Origin of the sequence: Brevibacterium antiquum CNRZ 918 (assembly GCF_900169145.1) — a bacterium.
Taxonomy (GTDB): domain Bacteria; phylum Actinomycetota; class Actinomycetes; order Actinomycetales; family Brevibacteriaceae; genus Brevibacterium; species Brevibacterium koreense.
The window spans coordinates 172,749-191,620 of the sequence record NZ_FXZD01000007.1 but is presented as its reverse complement, the minus strand read 5'-3'; the positions used below and the strand labels follow the sequence as shown (position 1 = coordinate 191,620).

19 protein-coding genes are annotated in these 18,872 nt (G+C 61.7%); all 19 read right to left on the bottom strand.

Annotated features, from left to right (window positions below; genetic code table 11):
* Position 1: 1 nt before the first annotated feature.
* The 19 genes from murA to BANT918_RS11595 all read right to left on the bottom strand — a co-directional run bounded on the left by murA (position 2) and on the right by BANT918_RS11595 (position 18,865).
* Positions 2–1,315 carry a UDP-N-acetylglucosamine 1-carboxyvinyltransferase gene (murA, locus tag BANT918_RS11685; protein WP_101620394.1) on the bottom strand — a complete coding sequence of 438 codons (1,314 nt, stop codon included), beginning with the start codon at positions 1,313–1,315 and terminating at the stop codon, positions 2–4.
* The gene (locus BANT918_RS11680; RefSeq protein WP_009884056.1) at positions 1,315–1,782 is read right to left on the bottom strand and encodes a DUF2550 domain-containing protein; all 468 of its coding nucleotides are present in this window, start codon (positions 1,780–1,782) and stop codon (positions 1,315–1,317) included. The genes murA and BANT918_RS11680 overlap by 1 nt, the downstream gene beginning before the upstream one ends.
* A gap of 22 nt (positions 1,783–1,804) precedes the next feature.
* Positions 1,805–2,065, bottom strand: coding sequence for a F0F1 ATP synthase subunit epsilon (locus BANT918_RS11675; RefSeq protein ID WP_101620393.1), 261 nt, complete (start codon positions 2,063–2,065; stop codon positions 1,805–1,807).
* Between the two features lie 3 nt (positions 2,066–2,068).
* Positions 2,069–3,517 (bottom strand): F0F1 ATP synthase subunit beta, encoded by a 1,449-nt coding sequence (gene atpD, locus BANT918_RS11670; protein ID WP_101620392.1) that lies wholly within the window; start codon positions 3,515–3,517, stop codon positions 2,069–2,071.
* A gap of 27 nt (positions 3,518–3,544) precedes the next feature.
* Entirely contained in the window at positions 3,545–4,477 is a 933-nt protein-coding gene (locus BANT918_RS11665) for a F0F1 ATP synthase subunit gamma (RefSeq protein ID WP_101620391.1), read from the bottom strand.
* A gap of 31 nt (positions 4,478–4,508) precedes the next feature.
* Positions 4,509–6,143 carry a F0F1 ATP synthase subunit alpha gene (atpA, locus tag BANT918_RS11660; RefSeq protein ID WP_101620390.1) on the bottom strand — a complete coding sequence of 545 codons (1,635 nt, stop codon included), beginning with the start codon at positions 6,141–6,143 and terminating at the stop codon, positions 4,509–4,511.
* A gap of 83 nt (positions 6,144–6,226) precedes the next feature.
* Positions 6,227–7,033, bottom strand: coding sequence for a F0F1 ATP synthase subunit delta (locus tag BANT918_RS11655; protein ID WP_101620389.1), 807 nt, complete (start codon positions 7,031–7,033; stop codon positions 6,227–6,229).
* The gene (locus tag BANT918_RS11650; protein ID WP_101620388.1) at positions 7,033–7,584 is read right to left on the bottom strand and encodes a F0F1 ATP synthase subunit B; all 552 of its coding nucleotides are present in this window, start codon (positions 7,582–7,584) and stop codon (positions 7,033–7,035) included. Before BANT918_RS11650 ends, BANT918_RS11655 begins: the two co-directional genes overlap by 1 nt.
* 19 nt (positions 7,585–7,603) lie before the next feature.
* Positions 7,604–7,828, bottom strand: a complete 225-nt coding sequence (gene atpE / locus BANT918_RS11645; protein WP_101620387.1) for a F0F1 ATP synthase subunit C — start codon at positions 7,826–7,828, stop codon at positions 7,604–7,606.
* An 81-nt stretch (positions 7,829–7,909) separates the two neighbouring features.
* Positions 7,910–8,722: a F0F1 ATP synthase subunit A gene (gene atpB / locus BANT918_RS11640; protein ID WP_233429489.1), complete on the bottom strand. Its 813-nt coding sequence runs from the start codon at positions 8,720–8,722 to the stop codon at positions 7,910–7,912.
* A 206-nt stretch (positions 8,723–8,928) separates the two neighbouring features.
* The gene (locus BANT918_RS11635; protein ID WP_101620385.1) at positions 8,929–9,375 is read right to left on the bottom strand and encodes a hypothetical protein; all 447 of its coding nucleotides are present in this window, start codon (positions 9,373–9,375) and stop codon (positions 8,929–8,931) included.
* The gene (locus BANT918_RS11630) at positions 9,372–10,481 is read right to left on the bottom strand and encodes an MraY family glycosyltransferase (protein ID WP_101620384.1); all 1,110 of its coding nucleotides are present in this window, start codon (positions 10,479–10,481) and stop codon (positions 9,372–9,374) included. Before BANT918_RS11630 ends, BANT918_RS11635 begins: the two co-directional genes overlap by 4 nt.
* Positions 10,482–11,132, bottom strand: coding sequence for an L-threonylcarbamoyladenylate synthase (locus BANT918_RS11625; RefSeq protein WP_101620469.1), 651 nt, complete (start codon positions 11,130–11,132; stop codon positions 10,482–10,484). It lies immediately after the preceding gene.
* Positions 11,133–11,186: 54 nt separating this feature from the next.
* Positions 11,187–12,152 (bottom strand): peptide chain release factor N(5)-glutamine methyltransferase, encoded by a 966-nt coding sequence (prmC, locus tag BANT918_RS11620; protein WP_233429490.1) that lies wholly within the window; start codon positions 12,150–12,152, stop codon positions 11,187–11,189.
* Positions 12,109–13,188: a peptide chain release factor 1 gene (prfA, locus tag BANT918_RS11615; RefSeq protein ID WP_101620382.1), complete on the bottom strand. Its 1,080-nt coding sequence runs from the start codon at positions 13,186–13,188 to the stop codon at positions 12,109–12,111. Before prfA ends, prmC begins: the two co-directional genes overlap by 44 nt.
* Position 13,189: 1 nt before the next feature.
* A complete protein-coding gene (gene rho, locus BANT918_RS11610; protein ID WP_101620381.1) occupies positions 13,190–15,337 on the bottom strand; it encodes a transcription termination factor Rho in 2,148 nt (715 codons plus the stop codon).
* A 197-nt stretch (positions 15,338–15,534) separates the two neighbouring features.
* Positions 15,535–16,470, bottom strand: a complete 936-nt coding sequence (thrB, locus tag BANT918_RS11605) for a homoserine kinase (RefSeq protein WP_233429491.1) — start codon at positions 16,468–16,470, stop codon at positions 15,535–15,537.
* Positions 16,467–17,555 carry a threonine synthase gene (gene thrC, locus BANT918_RS11600; RefSeq protein ID WP_101620379.1) on the bottom strand — a complete coding sequence of 363 codons (1,089 nt, stop codon included), beginning with the start codon at positions 17,553–17,555 and terminating at the stop codon, positions 16,467–16,469. The genes thrB and thrC overlap by 4 nt, the downstream gene beginning before the upstream one ends.
* 2 nt (positions 17,556–17,557) lie before the next feature.
* Entirely contained in the window at positions 17,558–18,865 is a 1,308-nt protein-coding gene (locus BANT918_RS11595) for a homoserine dehydrogenase (protein ID WP_101620378.1), read from the bottom strand.
* Positions 18,866–18,872 lie beyond the last annotated feature (7 nt).

The following is an 18,872-nucleotide window of genomic DNA, read 5'->3' as shown; positions in this document are numbered from 1 at the left end:
TCTATTCGAAACTGAGGATGTCGGCTTTTTCGACGCGCTCGATGGTGGCGCCAAGACTGCGCAGATTCGACACGAAGTTCTCATAGCCGCGCTCAATGTGGTCGATGCCGGAGACCTCGGTGATTCCCACGGCCCGCAGCCCCGCCATCACGAGGCCGGCACCGGCGCGGATGTCTGAAGCTTCCACCTCGGCGCCGGACAGACTGTCAACACCGGAGATCAGGGCATGGTTACCGTCTACTCGAACCTTCGCACCCAGTCGAGCAATCTCCTGGACGAACCTCCAGCGGGCCTCGAACAGGTTCTCCGACAGCAGTCCGACACCATCAGATACCGAATTCAGGGCAATGACGAACGGCTGCAGATCCGTGGGGAAGCCGGGAAACGGCATCGTCGCGACACGAATCGCGTGCGGACGTTCGGCACCGATGACGCGGAACCCCTTCCCACGAGTGCCGTCACCCAGATCAATGTCACCGAGGTCATCGACTGTGGCGCCCGAGTCGCGAAGTTTGATCGCGATATTGGGCATAAGCTCAAGTCCGACGCCCTTCACGATCACATCACCGCCGGAAAGAGCGGCGCCGAAAGCGTAGGTTCCGGCCACGATCCGATCCCCCACCGTACGGTGCTCGACCGGTCGGAGTTCGTCGACACCCGTGATCGTGATGTCGGACGTACCGATCCCACTGATCTGGGCACCCATATCAACCAGCATCGTGCAGATGTCGACGATCTCCGGCTCTTTGGCCGCGTTCGAGATCGTTGTCACACCATGGGCCAGCGTCGCCGCCATCACCAGGTTCTCCGTCGCACCAACGGAGGGGAATTCGAGGTCGATGTCCGTTCCGCGAAGACCACTCGGGGCCTCCGCGACGAAGTAGCCGTGGTCTAGATGCACCGTTGCCCCGAGAGCTTCGAGACCGGCCTGATGCATGTCCAGACCCCGCGAGCCAATCGCGTCGCCGCCGGGAAGGGCCACATGCGCTGAGCGCATCCGCGCGGTCAGGGGGCCAAGGACGGAGATCGATGCTCGCATCGCACGCACGAGTTCGTAGTCGGCTTGGATTCCGACTTCGGCAGGTACATCGATGCTGACGATGCCATGATCGGCGTCGTAATCGACGTTGCAACCAAGCCGGGTGAGGAGCTGGACCATGATGCGCACGTCGAGAATCGCGGGCACATTGGTGATAGTCGTCCGGCCGACCGCCAGCAGACTGGCCGCCATCAGTTTGAGAACGCTGTTCTTGGCTCCCCTGATATCGACTTCGCCGCGCAGTCGACTCGGACCGGTCAAGCGAAAGACATCCATCAGGTGAACCTTCCCATCGTCGGGTTGAAGCCGGGGGGCGATGATTCCAGCCATGAGGCCATCGTGGACAGCGACTCGGTGTCCATAGCCAGAGATACGGAGCGGGGTCGGCCGTCGGCCTTCCCATAGGAACAGTCCACCACCACGGCGTCGGGCAGCACCGAATACTGCTCCCCGGACGTGGGTTTGCGGCGCACGAGAATATCGAGATCGGCACGCGGGAGACGGACAGCGGCCCGGCGAGTCAGTGCGAATACCGGGTACCAGTCCAGTGACGCCACCGAGAACACTGCTACACCCAAACGCCAACGTGGGCGAGAAGAGGATTCCTCGCCCACGTTGATGGAACAGTCAAAAGCACCGGACAGCTTCGAAATCGACCTGCGTCGAATCGTCACGACGACGATCAGCGCAAGAGCGAGTCCCACTAACGAGAGCAGAACGATCAGCAGGACGGAAGGGTTCACGGTTGCCAGTTTAATTGACAGATCAGAGAAGTTCGGCCTGATCAGCGGCAATGATGACACGATTATTTTCGACAGACAGGAATCCACCATCGGCCTGAACCCGGATGGTCTCCTCAGAGGTCGTGAGAATACGCGCTTCACCATCGGCTAAGACACCCAAAACAGGCTCATGGCCTGGCAGGATGCCGATCTCACCGTCCAAGGTACGGGCGATGACGCGCTTGGCCTCACCAGCCCATACCTGTTGGTCGGCTGCTACGACGTTCACATCGAGGACAGCCATGGCTTACTTCTGCATCTCTTCGTAGTTGCGCATGACGTCGTCAAGCCCACCCACGTTGTAGAACGCCTGTTCCGGGATGTGATCGACTTCACCGGCGCAGAGTTTCGAGAACCCTTCGATGGTGTCGGCCAGCGGAACTGTCGAACCGGGCACCTGCGTGAACTTCTCAGCGGTGTAGGTGTTCTGCGACAGGAACTGCTCGATGCGACGAGCACGGTGGACGACGAGCTTGTCCTCTTCACCGAGTTCATCGACACCGAGGATGGCGATGATGTCCTGCAGTTCCTTGTTCTTCTGCAGAATGGCCTTGACCTCGTTGGCGACACGGTAGTGCTCTTCGCCGACGATCAGCGGATCGAGAATACGCGATGTTGAGGTCAATGGATCAATGGCCGGATACAGGCCGCGCGAGGCGATGTCGCGGTTGAGCTCGGTCGTCGCGTCGAGGTGGGCGAAGGTCGTTGCCGGAGCCGGGTCAGTGTAGTCATCGGCGGGAACATAGATCGCCTGCATCGAGGTGATCGAGTGACCACGCGTCGAGGTGATCCGCTCCTGCAGAAGTCCCATCTCGTCCGCCAAGTTCGGCTGGTAGCCCACGGCCGAGGGCATACGACCCAGCAGGGTCGACACCTCGGAGCCGGCCTGCGTGAACCGGAAGATGTTGTCGATGAACAGCAGCACGTCCTGGTTCTGGACATCGCGGAAGTACTCCGCCATAGTCAGTGCCGACAGCGCCACGCGCAGTCGGGTGCCCGGCGGCTCGTCCATCTGCCCGAAGACCAAGGCAGTGTCCTTGAACACGCCGGCTTCGTCCATCTCCATGATGAGGTCGTTGCCCTCACGGGTGCGCTCACCCACACCGGCGAACACGGAGGTGCCGCTGTGGTTGTGTGCGATGCGGAAGATCATCTCCTGGATGAGCACGGTCTTGCCGACGCCTGCACCACCGAAGAGGCCGATCTTTCCACCCTGGACATACGGGGTGAGGAGGTCGATGCTCTTGATGCCGACCTCGAGCATCTCGGTCTTCGACTCGAGTTCGTCGAAGGCGGGAGCCGTCCGGTGGATCGGCCAGCGCTCACTGATCTCGAGCTGTTCACCGTCTTCGAGGTTAAGGCAGTCACCGGTGACGTTCCACACGTGGTTCTTGGTCACGTCGCCGACGGGCACGGTGATCGGGGCGCCGGAGTCGACGACCTCCTGGCCGCGCACCAGTCCATCGGTGGGCTGCAGGGACACGGCACGCACGATGCCGTTGCCCAGGTGCAGTGCAGTCTCGAAGGTCAGCTTGCGCGAGCCTTCGGAGAGTTCCACCGAGGTGGACAGTGAGTTGTAGATCGCTGGCACGGAGTCGAGCGGAAACTCGATGTCGACAACCGGGCCAATGACTCGGGAAATCCGGCCGAGGGCTGTGCCCTGCGCCGGGGAGGTATCCGTAGCTGTGGCAGTCATGGTCTCTTTCTTCTCTGCTCTCGCCGGTCAGTCGCCGGCTGATGATGCCGCGAGGGCATCGGCCCCACCGACGATCTCGGTGAGTTCCTGGGTGATTTCCGCCTGGCGAGCCGTGTTGGCCAACCGGGTATAGGTCTTGATGAGATCATCCGCATTTTCGGTCGCGGTGTGCATCGCAGCCTGACGCGAAGCCTGTTCGGACGCTGAAGCACTCAACAGCGCGGACAGGATCCGCGAGTCGATGTAGCGCGGCAGCAATGAATCCAAGACGGCCTCAGCACTGGGTTCGAACTCATAGAGAGGGAACGTAGCCGCGTCTTTCGCCGGTGCGGACGCGCCGCCGGTGGCGACCTCGTCCGCGTCGACGACCTCGAGCGGAAGCAGTCGCCGGTATTCCGGATCGTGCTTGACGCTGGAGACGAACTTTGTGAACACAATGTAGATCTCATCCACACCGTTCTGCGCGGATTCGGCATTGAAGCTCTGCAACAGGGCCTGACCGATCTCCCGAGCATTCTCGGGAGTCGGCATCTCAGAGATGCCGGTCCAGGCCTGTTCGATCGCACGGTCGCGGAAGGTGTAGTAGTTCTGGGCCTTACCGCCGACGGTGAAGAGCGCAACGTCCTTGCCCTCGCCGCGCAGCAGCCGATTAAGCTCTTCAGCTTCGCGCAGCAGGTTCGCCGAGTAGGCCCCGGCGAATCCACGGTCTGGGCCGATCACCAGCACTGCGGCACGGGTGACAGACTCAGGCTCGGTCGTCAACACGTGGTCGACATTGGACTCACTCGCCACCGCCGAGACCGCCCGGGTCAGGGCGTTGGCGTATGGGCCGGCAGACTGCGAACGTGCAATGGCCTTCTGAATCCGTGAAGCAGCGATGAGCTCCATGGCCTTGAAGATCTTCCTCAAGGACGAAGTGGAGCGGATCTTCTGCTTGAAGACCCTCTGCTGGGCTCCCATCAGTTCTTCCTTTCGCTGTTACGGATCAGATTCAACGCTTCTGCCGAACGATCTGCTCCTGCTCGACCTCATCGGATGAGGCGGTGGCAGTGTCTTCACTGCCGGCCTTGGATCCGCTGGAGTCGGAGCTGACGAAGTTCCGGGAGAACTCCGTCAAGACGTTGTCCAGCTCTGCCGAGGTGTCGTCATCGAGCTTGAGCGTCTCACGAATAGTCGTGAAGATGCCGGTCTTGCGCTCGATGTGATCATGGAGCTCGGTTTCGAACTTGAGCACGTCGGAAACAGGAATCTCATCGAGGTAGCCATGAGTTCCGGCGAAGATCGACACGGTCTGCTTCTCGAAGGCCATCGGAGAGAACTGAGACTGCTTGAGCAGCTCGGTCAGTCGTGCACCGCGAGCCAGGTCGCGCTTGGTCGTCTCGTCAAGGTCGGAGGCGAACATCGCGAACGCCTCGAGCGAACGATACTGGGCCAAGGAGATCTTCAAGGTGCCGGAGACACTCTTGAGTGCCTTCGTCTGAGCGGCACCGCCGACACGGGACACGGAGATGCCCACATCCACTGCTGGACGCTGGCCAGCGTTGAAGAGGTCCGACTGCAGGAAAATCTGACCGTCGGTGATCGAAATCACGTTGGTCGGAATGAATGCACCGACGTCATTGGCCTTGGTCTCAATGATCGGAAGACCCGTCATCGAGCCGCCGCCGAACTCATCGGAGAGCTTCGCACAGCGTTCGAGCAGACGCGAGTGCAGGTAGAAGACATCGCCGGGGAAGGCTTCACGGCCCGGCGGACGACGCAGCAGAAGGGACACTGCACGGTAAGCCTCTGCCTGCTTCGAGAGGTCATCGAACACGATGAGGACGTGCTTGCCCTCATACATCCAGTGCTGGCCGATAGCCGAACCCGAGTACGGGGCGAGGTACTTGAAACCTGCAGGGTCCGAGGCAGGAGAGGACACGATCGTGGTGTAATCCAGCGCGCCGGCTTCTTCGAGCGAACGGCGGACACCGGCGACGGTGGAACCCTTCTGTCCGATGGCGACGTAGATGCAGCGCACCTGCTTCTTCGGGTCGCCGGTCTCCCAGTTGGTCTTCTGGTTGATGATCGTGTCGATCGCCAGAGCGGTCTTACCAGTCTTGCGGTCGCCGATGACGAGCTGACGCTGACCACGGCCAACCGGGATCATGGCGTCAATGCTCTTGTAGCCGGTCTGCAGAGGCTCGCGCACCTCCTGACGATCCATCACGCCTGCGGCTTGGAGCTCGAGCTCACGCTGACCGACGGTCTCGATGTCGCCGAGGCCGTCGACCGGCTGACCCAGAGGATCGACCACACGACCGAGGTATCCGTCACCGACCGGAATCGAGAGAACCTCGCCGGTCCGGTAGACGTTCTGCTCAGCGGCGATCCCGGAGAACTCTCCGAGGACGACGACGCCGATCTCGCGCTCGTCGAGGTTCTGTGCCAAGCCCAAAGTGCCGTCTTCGAACCGGAGAAGTTCGTTGGCCATGGTGCCGGGCAGACCCGACACATGGGCAATTCCGTCACCAGCGGTGACGACCTTGCCGACTTCGGACTTTACCGAGCTCTCGGGGTTGTACGAGTCAACGAACTTCCCAAGAGCGTCCCGGATCTCTTCCGGGCGAATTGTCAGTTCCGCCATCTGGTTTCCCTGCTTCCTTTACTCAAAACTGTGTCCGACGACCGGTGGGCCGCCTGTGCTGCCGGACTGGCCGGCCCCTCGATTTACTTAGCGAGCTTGCGCTGCACTTCGGCCAAGCGATCAGCCACTGTGGAGCTCATCATCTCGTCGCCGACCTGAACCCGGACTCCCCCGATGACTTCGGGGTCGACCTGAACGTTGAGAACGAGGTCACGCCCGTAGCTTGCGGACAGAGCCGCCGTCAGCTTCTGGGTCTGAACCTCGCTCAGAGGTTTGGCGACTGTGACGTCAGCGACCGAACGCTGCTGTCGTGCCGCGAGGATGTCGCTGTACTGATCGAGGGCCATCGCCACGCGAAGACCGCGTGGGTACACAGCTGCCTGTTCGATCAGTGTGATGGTGTCGGCCTGAGCCTTACCCGCCAGCAAGTCTGCGATGAGCGCACGCTTCGTCGATGCAGACGCATCGGAGTCCAAGGCGCGCGCCAGTTCATGTTCGCTTTCGCACAGACGGGCGAAACGGAAGACTTCCTCTTCCACCTGGCCGAGTTGACCAGATGCCTGAGCAGCAGCAGCGATGGCTGTCACTCCGGCAACCTCAAGGCTGGTCACCAGGTCCTGAGTTCTGGCCCAGCGCTGGCCGACGGCCAGTTCGCTCAGACGCAGAGCGGGTTCGGTGGTCCGAGTCGAGAACAGAGTCCGCAGCAGCTGCTGCTTCTTCTCAGCTGACTCGGACGAGTCCGCCAAGGCCTTGCGCAGCGCCACGTTCTCGGCGAGAACAGCAACGATGGCCAGTTCGCCCTTGCCGAACTCACGGGCATCGCCGTGTGAGATCTCAGCATTGGCGGATTCAAGAACGGCCTGCAGGGACAATCTGCTCGACTGGAGCATCACGCCCCCTTGACCGGCTGTGCCGAAGACTGTGACTCGAGATCGGAGATGAAGCGATCGACCACGTTGGCAGAACGCTGATCGTCGGTCAGTGATTCGCCGACGATGCGTGATGCCAGATCGGTGGCCAGAGTGCCGACCTCCGAACGCAGCTGCACCATGGCGGACTGACGTTCGGCTTCGATCTGCGTCTGGGCCGAAGCGACGATGCGCTCGGACTCAGCATGAGCCTGGGTCTTCATATTGGCGATGATCTGGGCGCCTTCTTCCTGAGCCTCGGCGCGCAGCCGTGCAGCTTCTGCACGACCGTCGGCGAGCTGCTTCTGATACTCGGCCAGAGCCTGATCGGCTTCGGCCTGCACCTTCTCAGCCTTTTCAATTCCACCCTGGATACGCTCTGCGCGCTCATCGAGGGTTTTGTTGAAGGCGGGGAGGACGTACTTCCAGACAACCAGGAAGACGATCAGCAGACAGATGGCACTCCAGATGATGTCGTACCACGCCGGGAGAAGCGGGTTCTCAGACGAGGCAAGAATTAGTACCGGAGTCATCGTTTAGTCCTCTTATTGATCAGGGCAGGAAGAACGGGGTGGCGATGCCGATCAGGGCCAGGGCCTCGATCAGCGCAATGCCGAGGAACATGTTTCCGCGCAGTGCGCCGGCCATCTCAGGCTGACGTGCGGTGCCCTCGATGGTCTTACCGATGACGATACCGACACCGACACCCGGGCCGATTGCGGCGAGGCCGTATCCGACGGTGCTGATACTGCCGGAGACTTCAGCGAGCATATCCATTGAATGCTTTCCTTTCATATGTCGGCCGGGTGGTTGGCCCGGCCCTTGTAACATCTGGAGTTACAGATTGAGGGGCGTTTCTCAGTGGTCGTCTGAGATCGCGGCGTTGATGTAGACGCAGGAGAGAAGAGCGAAGATATAGGCCTGCAGGACGACAATCAGCATCTCAAGGATGAAGACGAAGAATCCGCCGGCGAAGGTGATGATCGAGAAGAACTGGAATCCGTTCGCAGCATCGATGAGGAAGAAGCTCGTCGCTGAGAAGCAGAGCACGAGGAGGAGGTGGCCGACCATCATGTTGGCGAAGAGTCGGATGGCCAGCGTAAACGGCTGGGTGACGAACTTCGTGATGAACTCGATCGGGATGAGCAGAATATGCATCGGCCATGGGACTCCGGGCAGGATGAGCGAATCCTTGAGATAGCCGCCGAGTCCCTTCTCGGCGATGCCAGCCCAATGATAAGTCACGTAAACCGTAAGCGTGAGCACGATTGGGAGGCCGATGACGCCGGTGCCCGGCATATTGAGGAACGGAATCAGCTTCGTGACGTTCCAGAACAGAATGCCGAAGAAGATCGCGACGATCAGCGGCATGAACTTCTTGGCGCGCTCCTTGCCCATGGTGTCTTCGGCGATTCCGACGGTGACGAATTCCATCGCCAGCTCCATGCTGGACTGGAAGCGGCCCGGAACGAGCTTCATGCGCTTTGCCCACACAGCAAGCAGAACAACGACTGCCACAGTGGCGATGACACGGATGAGCATCACGCGGTTCATCTCAAAGGGAGTGCCTTCGAAGAGGAACGCGGCGGGGAAGAACTCCGCCATAGACGGGGCGTGAAAACCACCTTCAGCGGCTTGGATCGTTGTGTTCGCAGCGTTGAGTGTTCCCACGTTTCCTTTACTCTCCCATGGTCAAAAGCCTTGATGGCCTGGCCTTAGCCACACACGAGTTGCATGGCTGTAGGTTCAGGAGCGACATGGAGCAACGAATGGCTCCAGCACCGCAACAACTCTACCAATTGTAGAGAGCTGTCGACAAATTCATCACCTTTGACTGTACCTCCTCTGGCAGGGGCTGTCGCAAGCGTCGAATTCGCCTATTTCGCGTCGGGATCCACGTAGGGAACGCGTCCTTTGACCACAGTCAGCGCTTCGACGAGCGAAGAACCGATCACGGCCACGACGATCGTGAAGAACGCCACAGTTCCGTCCAGCCAGATTGCGTCTTTGAGCCGCCAGATGACGATCATGAAGATGAACGCTTTGAAGAGGAAGCCCATGCCCAAGAATCCGGCGATCGCCGTCAACCCCATGTTGCGGCCGGCATACATGATGACCAGGGTGATGATGATGAAGACCGCGGCCAGTCCCCCGCCGACAGCACCGCCGTTGAGTCCTTTGGAACCGGATACCAGGTAGCCGATGCCCATTCCGAGCACGGCGACAGCCACGACGAGGATCGCCCCGCGGATCAACATGGTCCTCCAGACTCTGGTCCACGCTGCTTGAACGTAGGTCTCCTGACGACGTGACTCATCGGTCATGAGATTTCCTCTCTGGCTTTCTGGCGGACCCGCAGGGGGTAGAACGTGAAGATCAGGGTGATGGCGAACAGGCCGCCGACGATGCAGACCACGTAGACCCACGACATCAGGAGCAGCATGACTGAGCCGAAGGCGATCAGTGCGGTCCAGCTGTAGAGGATCAGCACTGCCCGGGCATGCGAATGTCCCAGGCTGAGCATTCTGTGATGAAGGTGCTTGGCGTCAGCGGAGAACGGTGATTGGCCGGCCATGAGTCGGCGGACGACAGCCAGTCCCAGGTCCAGCAGAGGCAGGAACATCACTGCAATCGGCAAGATGATGGGCAGGAATGTCGCGAACACACGCTCTTCGCCCAGAAATGCCGGATCGACCTGCCCGGTCACACGGATCGTCGACGCGGCGAGCAGCAGACCGATGAGCATCGACCCCGAATCGCCCATGAAGATCCGCGCGGGATTGAAATTGTGGGGCAGAAAGCCGAGGCAGGCGCCGACGAGGATCGCGGTGATCAACGACGCCAGGTTCGCATAGGACTCGGGGGATGTGTCCCGGGCCAGCCCGTAGGAATAGATGAAGAATGCGCTGCCGCCGATCGCCACGACTCCTGCGGCCAGTCCGTCGAGCCCATCGACGAAGTTCACGGCATTGATCGTCACCAGGACGACGAGGATGGTGATGATGATCGACATCCGCGGCGATGCGATGATCACTCCCCCGAACGGAATCGACAGCAGCGCCACTCCGTTGATTGCCATGAAGCCCGCGGCCAGCGCCTGACCTGCGAGTTTGGTCATCCAGTGGAGATCCCAGATGTCGTCGATGATGCCCAGCACACACAGCACCGTGGCGGCGCCCGCGATGCCGATGATGGGGGCCATATCGACGAAGATTCTCTGCAGGAACGGGGTCTGTGAGGCGAAGATGAGGCCGACGATCACCGCTCCGAACATCGCGACTCCGCCCAACCTCGGCGTCGGAACGGAATGCACGTCCCGTTCACGCAGGGGCGAGAAGATGAGGCCGCGCTCGGCGACCCTCCTGACCATCGGGGTCAACAGGTAGGCCACAAGGGCCGAGATGATGAGGATGAAGAGGTAGGCGCGCACTCAGCCGTCCAGGTCGAGGATGTCGGGGACGATGTCACGCAGTTCCTCGATGGTCACAGGCCCTTCGCGCACGATTCGGGGAACATCTCCGGTGAGGTCGACGATCGTCGAAGAGACTCCCGACACGCGGGCTCCCCCGTCGACGTAGATGTCGACATCGTCGCCCAGCATCTCCATCGCCTCATCCGCTGAGGTGGCTGCGGGCTGACCGGAGATGTTGGCGCTCGAGACGGCCAGTGGCCCTGTACGGCCCAACAAAGCGAGAGCGTATTCGTCGTCGGGCATCCGCACCGCAACTGTGCCATGGGTGTCGCCGAGGTCCCAGTCCAACGACGGCTGAGCATTGGCTATGATCGTCAGCGGTCCTGGCCAGAATTGGGCGGTCAGCGACAGCATCCTCTCGTCGACGCCGTCGACGAGTCCGAAGACGGTCTCCGCTCGCGGGACGAGAACCGGCGGCGGCATGTCGCGTCCGCGTCCCTTCGCCGCAAGCAGAGCGGAGACAGCTGAGGCGCTGAACGCGTCTGCGGCGATACCGTACACGGTGTCCGTGGGAATGACGAGCAGATTGCCCGTTTCGCTGACCCTGGCACATTCGTCAAGGACAAGATCACGGATGTCGCTTTGGGTGACGTCGAATCGTCTCGACACGAATTCTCCGTTTCGAATCATGGTGGTCAGTGGCCCGAACCGGGTGGTCCATGGTCACAGGTCGACCCCTGTCACACGATGGGCCACCGTGTAGCGGTCGCGTCCAGTGTAGTCCGGGTAGGTTGCGGCCCGCCTGAGACTGGCCGTGGACATGATGAGTTCGCAGGCTTGTGGACCCTGTTCTTCGGAATGTTCCATGATGAAGAATCCACCGGGACGCAGCAACTTCTCCGCCTGCAACAGGATGAGTCGTGGGATTTCCAGGCCCGTCGAACCTCCGTAGAGAGCGGCAGCCGGATCATGTTCGCGTACCTCGGAATCGCGGGGCACAGCGTCATCGGGCACGTAGGGAGGGTTGGTCACGACGACATCGGCCCTGCCCCACAGGTCTGGTCGGTCATCGGCGAATCTCGTCGCGTCACCGGAGATCAGCTCGACTCTCGAATCACCGAGGTTGACCGACGCAAGATTCTTCAGCGACCAGTTCAGGGCCTCGGCTTCGGACTCGACGCCGATGATGGCCAGCCGCGGATGTTCGGTGGCCAGGGAGAGCGTGATCGCGCCCGAACCGGAGCACAGATCGATGACTAAGCCCTCGTGGGCGTTCTGTTGCCTGTCCAGCTCCTCGAGGACCTCTGTGACGAGGAGCTCAGTCTCAGGGCGGGGGACGAAGACTCCAGGACCGACCTGCAGTTCGAGGTGACGAAAGGCTGCGACTCCGATGATGTGCTGAAGTGGGACCCGCTGACGCCGCCGGTCGACGAGTTGTGCGAAGACTTCGGTGACTCCGGCGGGAACAGTCTCGCCGAAGAGGCGTTTGCGCGCCAGGTCGGAGGCCTCGATTCCCCATGCGTGGGCGAGCAGAGCTGCGGAGTCCGGATCAGGATTGGGTACGTCGGCGTCGGCCAGCAGCTGAGCGGCCCCGCGCAGCACCGTCGACACGTCCTCTTCGGAAGCGGGCGGGCGCGGATTCAGGTCAGTCTCCCAGCGCGTCGAGTCGTGCTGTTTTGTCAGCCTCACGGCAGGAACCGATGACAGGGTCGAGGTCGCCGGCGAGAACCTGGTCAAGGTTGTAGGCCTTGTAGCCAGTCCGATGATCCGTGATCCGGTTTTCGGGGAAATTGTAGGTGCGGATGCGTTCCGAACGGTCAACGGTGCGAACCTGGGACCGTCGAATGTCCGCGGCCTCGGCTGCGGCTTCCTCGGCCTGTTTGGCCAGGATGCGGGCGCGCAGCATCCGCAGTGCTGCTTCCTTGTTCTGCAGCTGCGATTTCTCGTTCTGACAGCTGGCGGTGATGCCCGTCGGTACATGGGTGATGCGCACGGCGGAGTCCGTCGTGTTCACGGACTGACCGCCGGGGCCCGAAGATCGGTAGACATCGATGCGCAGATCGTTGTCATCGAGCGCCACTTCTTCCGGCTCGTCCACTTCCGGAAACACGAGCACGCCGGCAGCCGAGGTGTGGATGCGTCCTTGGGATTCGGTCACGGGCACGCGTTGGACCCTGTGGACACCACCTTCGAACTTCACCCACCCGTAGGCACCGTCATCCTTGGCCTTCAGGGCCAGGGTCACGTCTTTGTAGCCTCCGAGGTCAGAATGCGTGGCATCCAGGATCTGCGAGGACCATCCGCGCGAGTCGATCCAGCGCTGGTACATCCGCAGGAGATCTCCTGCGAACAGCGCGGATTCGTCGCCACCCTCACCAGCTTTGATCTCGATGATCGCATCGCGTGCATCGTCGGGGTCGCTGGGAACCAAGAGGTCTCTGAGTTCGGCCTCGACGTCCGAGGCTTCCTCGTGCAGGCGTGTGGCCTCAGCGCCGAATTCGGCATCGTCGGCCGCGAGTTCTTCCGCGGCGGCGGCGTCGTCTTCGAGCTGGGCGAACCGACGAGCGGTCACAGCGACCTTGTCGAGTTCTGCGTAGCGCCTGGTCAGCTTCTTGGCGCGGCCAGCGTCAGCGTGCACCGCAGGATCGGAGAGTTCCGACTGCAGACGTGCATGCTCGTCGAGCAGTGCGCTGACGCTGGCTGTAAGGGTGTCATCGTCAGCCATCTCAGTTGTTGTCGGTGGCGGACTTTTGCATGGGCGTCGTCTTCTGCACCTGCATCAGGAATTCGACGTTCGACCCGGTTTCCTTCAGCTTCGACATGAGGAGTTCGACAGCTTGCTGCTGCTCGAGTCCGGACAACACGCGACGAAGCTGCCACATGACCTTCATCTCTTCAGTGGTCATCAGCATCTCTTCGCGGCGGGTGCTCGACGCGTTGACGTCGACGGCCGGGAAGATGCGCTTGTCGGCGAGCTGGCGCGACAGACGCAGCTCCATGTTGCCGGTGCCCTTGAACTCTTCGAAGATGACCTCGTCCATCTTGGAACCGGTCTCGACGAGGGCGGTGGCCAAAATGGTCAGCGACCCGCCGTTCTCAATGTTGCGGGCTGCACCGAAGAAGCGCTTCGGCGGGTAGAGCGCGTTCGCGTCGACACCACCGGAGAGGATGCGGCCAGAGGCTGGCTGCGCAATGTTGTAGGCGCGGCCGAGTCGCGTGATGTTGTCGAGAAGCACGACGACGTCAGAACCCATTTCGACAAGACGCTTGGCGCGCTCGATCGCCAGTTCGGCGATCGTCGTGTGATCATCGGCCGGACGGTCGAAGGTCGAAGCGATGACTTCGCCTTTCACCGCACGCTGCATGTCCGTGACTTCCTCGGGACGTTCGTCGACGAGGACGACCATCAGGTGGACTTCCGGATTGTTCTCGCTGATCGCATTGGCGACCTGCTGCATGATCATCGTCTTGCCCGCCTTGGGCGGCGCCACGATGAGACCACGCTGGCCCTTGCCGATCGGAGTCACAAGGTCGATGAGCCGTGTCGAATACTGCTTCGAGGTGGTCTCGAGGCGCATCCTCTCCTGCGGATAGAGCGGAGTCAGCTTCGAGAACTCGACACGGCTGCGGGCATCATCAACGGTCAGACCATTGACAGAGTCCAGTCGCACCAGGGCATCGAACTTCTCACGCTTGCTGTTGCGGTCGTTGTCGCGAGGCTGGCGGATGGCACCGGCGACGGCGTCGCCCTTGCGCAGCTGGTTCTTGCGCACCATCGAGGCCGAGACATAGACGTCGTTGGGGCCGGGCAGGTAACCCGAGGTGCGCAGGAACGCGTAGTTGTCATGCACGTCGAGGATACCGCCGACGGGGATGAGCACGTCATCATTGCGGATCTCGGGCTCGTCGTTGCCGCGTCCTCCGCGACGTTTGCGGTCACGGTCACGACCGCGTCCGCGGCGGTTGCCACGATCGTCGTCATCGTTGTTGTTGCGACCACGTCGATCGTTGTTGCGTTCGTTGTCGTCGTTCTGACGATTGCGGCCGTTTCCACGATCGTTGTTGCGATCGTTGCGGTCACTGTTGCGATCGTTGCGGTCACTGTTGCGATCGTTGCGGTCATTCCCGCGATCGTTGTCGTCGTTCTGACGATTGCGGCCGTTGCCACGATCGTTGTCGTCGTTCTGACGATTGCGGCCGTTGCCACGATCGTTGCGGTCATTCCCGCGGTCGTTGTCGTCGTTCTGACGAGCGCGGGCGTTTCCTCGATCGTTACGGTCATTCTCGCGGTCATTGTCATCGTTCTGACGATTTCGGCCGTTTCCGTGATCATTGCGATCTGCCCGCTCACCCGCGTCATCGGAGCTGTGTCCGGTGTCCTCGTTCTGGGCCTCGGCGCCACGTGAACGCGAACGCCCGCGACGCGAACGCTGTTTGTCGGGCTCACCAGCTGAATCGGACGAATTGTCGTCTGTGGTCGGCGTTTCGGCGACAGTGGAGGCCTCAGCCGAACTCGCTGCAGCAGCTGCGCCCTGCGAGGCGGTGGCGTCATCATCAGACGTCGCAGCTGCACTGCGACGAGCCGGGCGACGTTTGGCTTCTGCGGGCGCTTCATTGGAATCGCGCTTGTCCTCCTTGGCTTCCTTCTCGGAGGCTGCGGAAGCGGCCGGTGCGGTCTTCGGGGCTGCTTGAACCTGCCCCGAACCGCCCTGTGCGCCATTGTGGTTGTTGATGGCGTCGATCAGTTCGCCTTTGCGAAGTCGACGGTACCCTTTGATCCCGAATCCCGCTGCCATTTCCTGGAGCTGGGGCAGACGCAAAGCGGTCAGACTGCCGGTGCGTGGTGTGGAATCTTGAGTAGTGGTTTCAGACACGAAGGTCCTTCTCCCTCTTTCGGCCGTGCGGCAAGAGCCGTTTACTCACGGCGACGGAAACACCATTGACGGTGCATTGTGAAAGATAACCTGCCTAAGAATGAGCAGGAGACGTTCCAGAATTTGTGAAAAGTCAGTGGATTCGCGATGCATACCGCAGAATCCGATCACTGACGGAACACTCTTAGTTTACGTGCTCAACGGCGTTCACGCGAATCCGATGTCTGTTTCGTTTCTTTGAGGCGATATCCGCCGAGGTCAATGGAGGTGTGAACGAGTGTCACCGCTTCTGAGATCAGTGCCGGGGGAACCGTGCTCGCGAGTACGAGGACGGTGGGTCCGGCACCCGAGATCACGGCGGGCAGACCCTCGGCGCGCAGAGCATCGACGAGTGACATCGACTCGGGATACGCATCACGTCGAAATTCCTGATGCAGACGATCCGCGGTGGCCTCCAGCAGAACCGAGGAATCGGTGACGAAGCCATGGATGAGCAGTCCGGCACGCGCGGAGTTCTCTGCGGCGACCTCATGTTCGATGGAAGCAGGGATCACGCTTCGAGCGATCTCCGTGTCCAGACGTACGTCGGGCACCAGCACGGTCACCTCGGCGATGGTGTTGGCCGGTACCTGCCACGAGCGCGCAGGATCCGGCAGGGAGATGGTCAGTCCCCCGGAGACGGCAGGGGCCGCATTGTCGGGGTGGCCCTCGAGTTCGGAGGCGAGCTCAAGCACACGCTGCCTGCTCAGCTTCTGACCTCCGGCGTGAGCGCCGACCTCACCGGCCAGCGCAATGGCGCCCACGATCGCCGCCGCGGAGGACCCCAGGCCGCGAGAATGGGGTATCCGGTTGACACAGTCCAAGCTGAGCCGCTCCCCCAGGCCGGCGGGGGCCTCCGGATACTCTGCATTGAGCACATCACCGATCACCCGCATGATGAGATGGGACCGATCCGTCGGCAGAGTCTCAGCGCTCTCCCCCGTCACCCTCACGCAGGTGCTGGGGTCGACAGGGTCATCATGGATCGTCAGAGTCAGCGTATCGAAGATCCCGAGAGCAAGGCCGAAGGCATCATAACCGGGGCCCAGGTTCGCCGAGGTGGCCGGAACCTCGATCTGGATCCTCACGCTCATCTGTCTTCGAGCCCGAGAGCCCGTGCCGCGCTGACGGCATCGACGGAGACCCGCTTCGGCTCGATCTCGGAACCGTCAGCCGTGTGCAGTGCCCAGCTGGGATCCTTGAGGCCGTGACCGGTCACGGTGACCGCGATCGTCGCCCCGGCAGGGACCTTGCCCGCCTCGGACATCTTCAGCAGTCCAGCCACCGAAGAGGCCGAACCGGGTTCGACGAAGATTCCCTCTTCCCTGGACAGGATCTTGTGCGCGCGCAGGATTTCATCGTCGGTGACCGAGTCGATAACTCCACCGGAGGAGTCGCGGGCCTCAACGGCCTGCTGCCAGCTGGCCGGATTGCCTATCCGGATGGCCGTGGCGATCGTATCGGGTTCGTCGACGGGGTGGCCGAGCACGATCGGGGCCGAACCGGCGGCTTGGAAGCCCCACATCTGCGGCAGGCGTGTGGCGGCTCCGATTTCCTGATACTGGCGGTAGCCCTTCCAGTACGCGGTGATATTGCCCGCGTTGCCCACAGGCAGCACGTGGATGTCGGGGGCGTCGCCCAGGACGTCGACGACTTCGAAGGACGCAGTCTTCTGTCCCTCGATGCGATCCGGGTTGACGGAGTTGACGAGGTGAACTGGGTAGGACTCGGAGAGCTTCCGGCACAGAGTCAGGCAGTCGTCGAAGTTTCCGTCCACTTCAAGCAGTGTGGCCCCATGGGCGATGGCCTGGCTCATCTTGCCCGGAGCGATCTTGCCGGTGGGCACCAGCACGGCACAGGTGAGTCCGGCCTTGGTGGCGTAGGCCGCTGCCGAGGCCGAGGTGTTGCCTGTCGACGCGCAGATCACGGCCTTCGCACCCTGAGCCACTGCCTTCGTGATGGCCATCGTCATGCCCCGGTCCTTGAAGGACGCTGTCGGGTTGAGGCCTTCGTACTTCACCCACACGTTCGCTCCGGTGAGCTCGCTGAGCTTCTCCGCGTGAATGAGCGGTGTCCCGCCTTCGCCCAGGGTCACAGCCGGTGTGGTCTCGGCAATATTGAGAAGGGCGCGATATTCCTCGACAACTCCCTGCCAGTGCTTTTTGGGAAACTCGGTCATTCTCACTGTCCTTCTACACGGATCACGGATTTGACGGCGCGTACCACGGTGAGGCCGCCGAGGCGGTCGACCGTCTCCCGCAGGATCGCGTCGGTGTTCGAGTGGGTGGCGAGCACGAGCTTCGCGTGCTGAGTGCCCTGGTCGTCGACTTCTCCCACGGTCTGGCGCATGAGTTCGATCGATGCGCCCTCGTTGGAGAAGATCTCGGAGACTGCGGCGAGGACGCCCGGGCGATCGACCACGTCGAGCGTGATGTGGTATCGGGTGGTGATCGCCGATATCGGCAGGATGGTCGAGTCCTCGTGGAAGGGACGCTCATACTGGCCCCGACCACCGAGAACCTTGCGACGGGCCACTGAGACCACATCGCCGAGGACCGCAGACGCAGTCGGTTCGCCGCCGGCCCCCTGCCCGTAGAACATCAGCGACCCAGCAGCCTCGGCCTCGATGAAGACCGCGTTGTAGGCTCCGCGCACTGTTGCAAGAGGGTGACTGCGTCCCAGCAGCGCCGGGTAGACGCGAGCGGACAGCCCCGGCCCGGCGGGCGATTCGCTGACGCGTTCGCAGACGGCGAGGAGTTTGATGACGAATCCCTGGTCCCGAGCCGTGGCGACCATCTCCGGTGTGATGTCTTCGATGCCTTCAACGTGGACATCGTCGATCGAGACAGGGGCGTGAAAAGCCAGTGACGAAAGAATCGCGGCCTTGGCAGCGGCATCATGGCCACCGATGTCAGCGCTTGGGTCCGCCTCGGCGTATCCCAGCTCCTGCGCGGTCGTGAGCGCTTCGTCGAAGCTCCAGCCTTCGGAATCCATCTGATCGAGGATGTAGTTGGTGGTGCCGTTGACGATGCCCATGATTCGGTCGATCCGGTCCCCTGCCAGAGAGTCGCCGACGGGACGGATGATGGGAATGGCACCGGCGACGGCGGCTTCGTGCTCGAGACGGACACCGGCCGTGTCCGCCGCAGACATGAGCTCACCGTAGTTAGCGGCCAGCAGAGCCTTGTTGGCGGTGACGACGGAGGAGCCGTGGTCGAGTGCCGAGCGGATAAGCGTTTTGGCAGGTTCGATGCCTCCCATCAACTCGATGACGATATCGGCGTCGGCGATGGCCGCCTCCGCATCGGTCGTCAGCAGGCTCGGGTCGATCCCCGGGCGCTGCTTCGAGGTGTCGCGGACGACGATTGCGCTCAGTTTCAGAGGCGCACCGATCCGTTCGGCCAGAGCCTCGCTCCGGTTCTGGATGCGGGTGGCGACCTCGGTGCCGACGACTCCACATCCGAGCATGGCAACTTTCAAAGCCTGCATCTGTTCA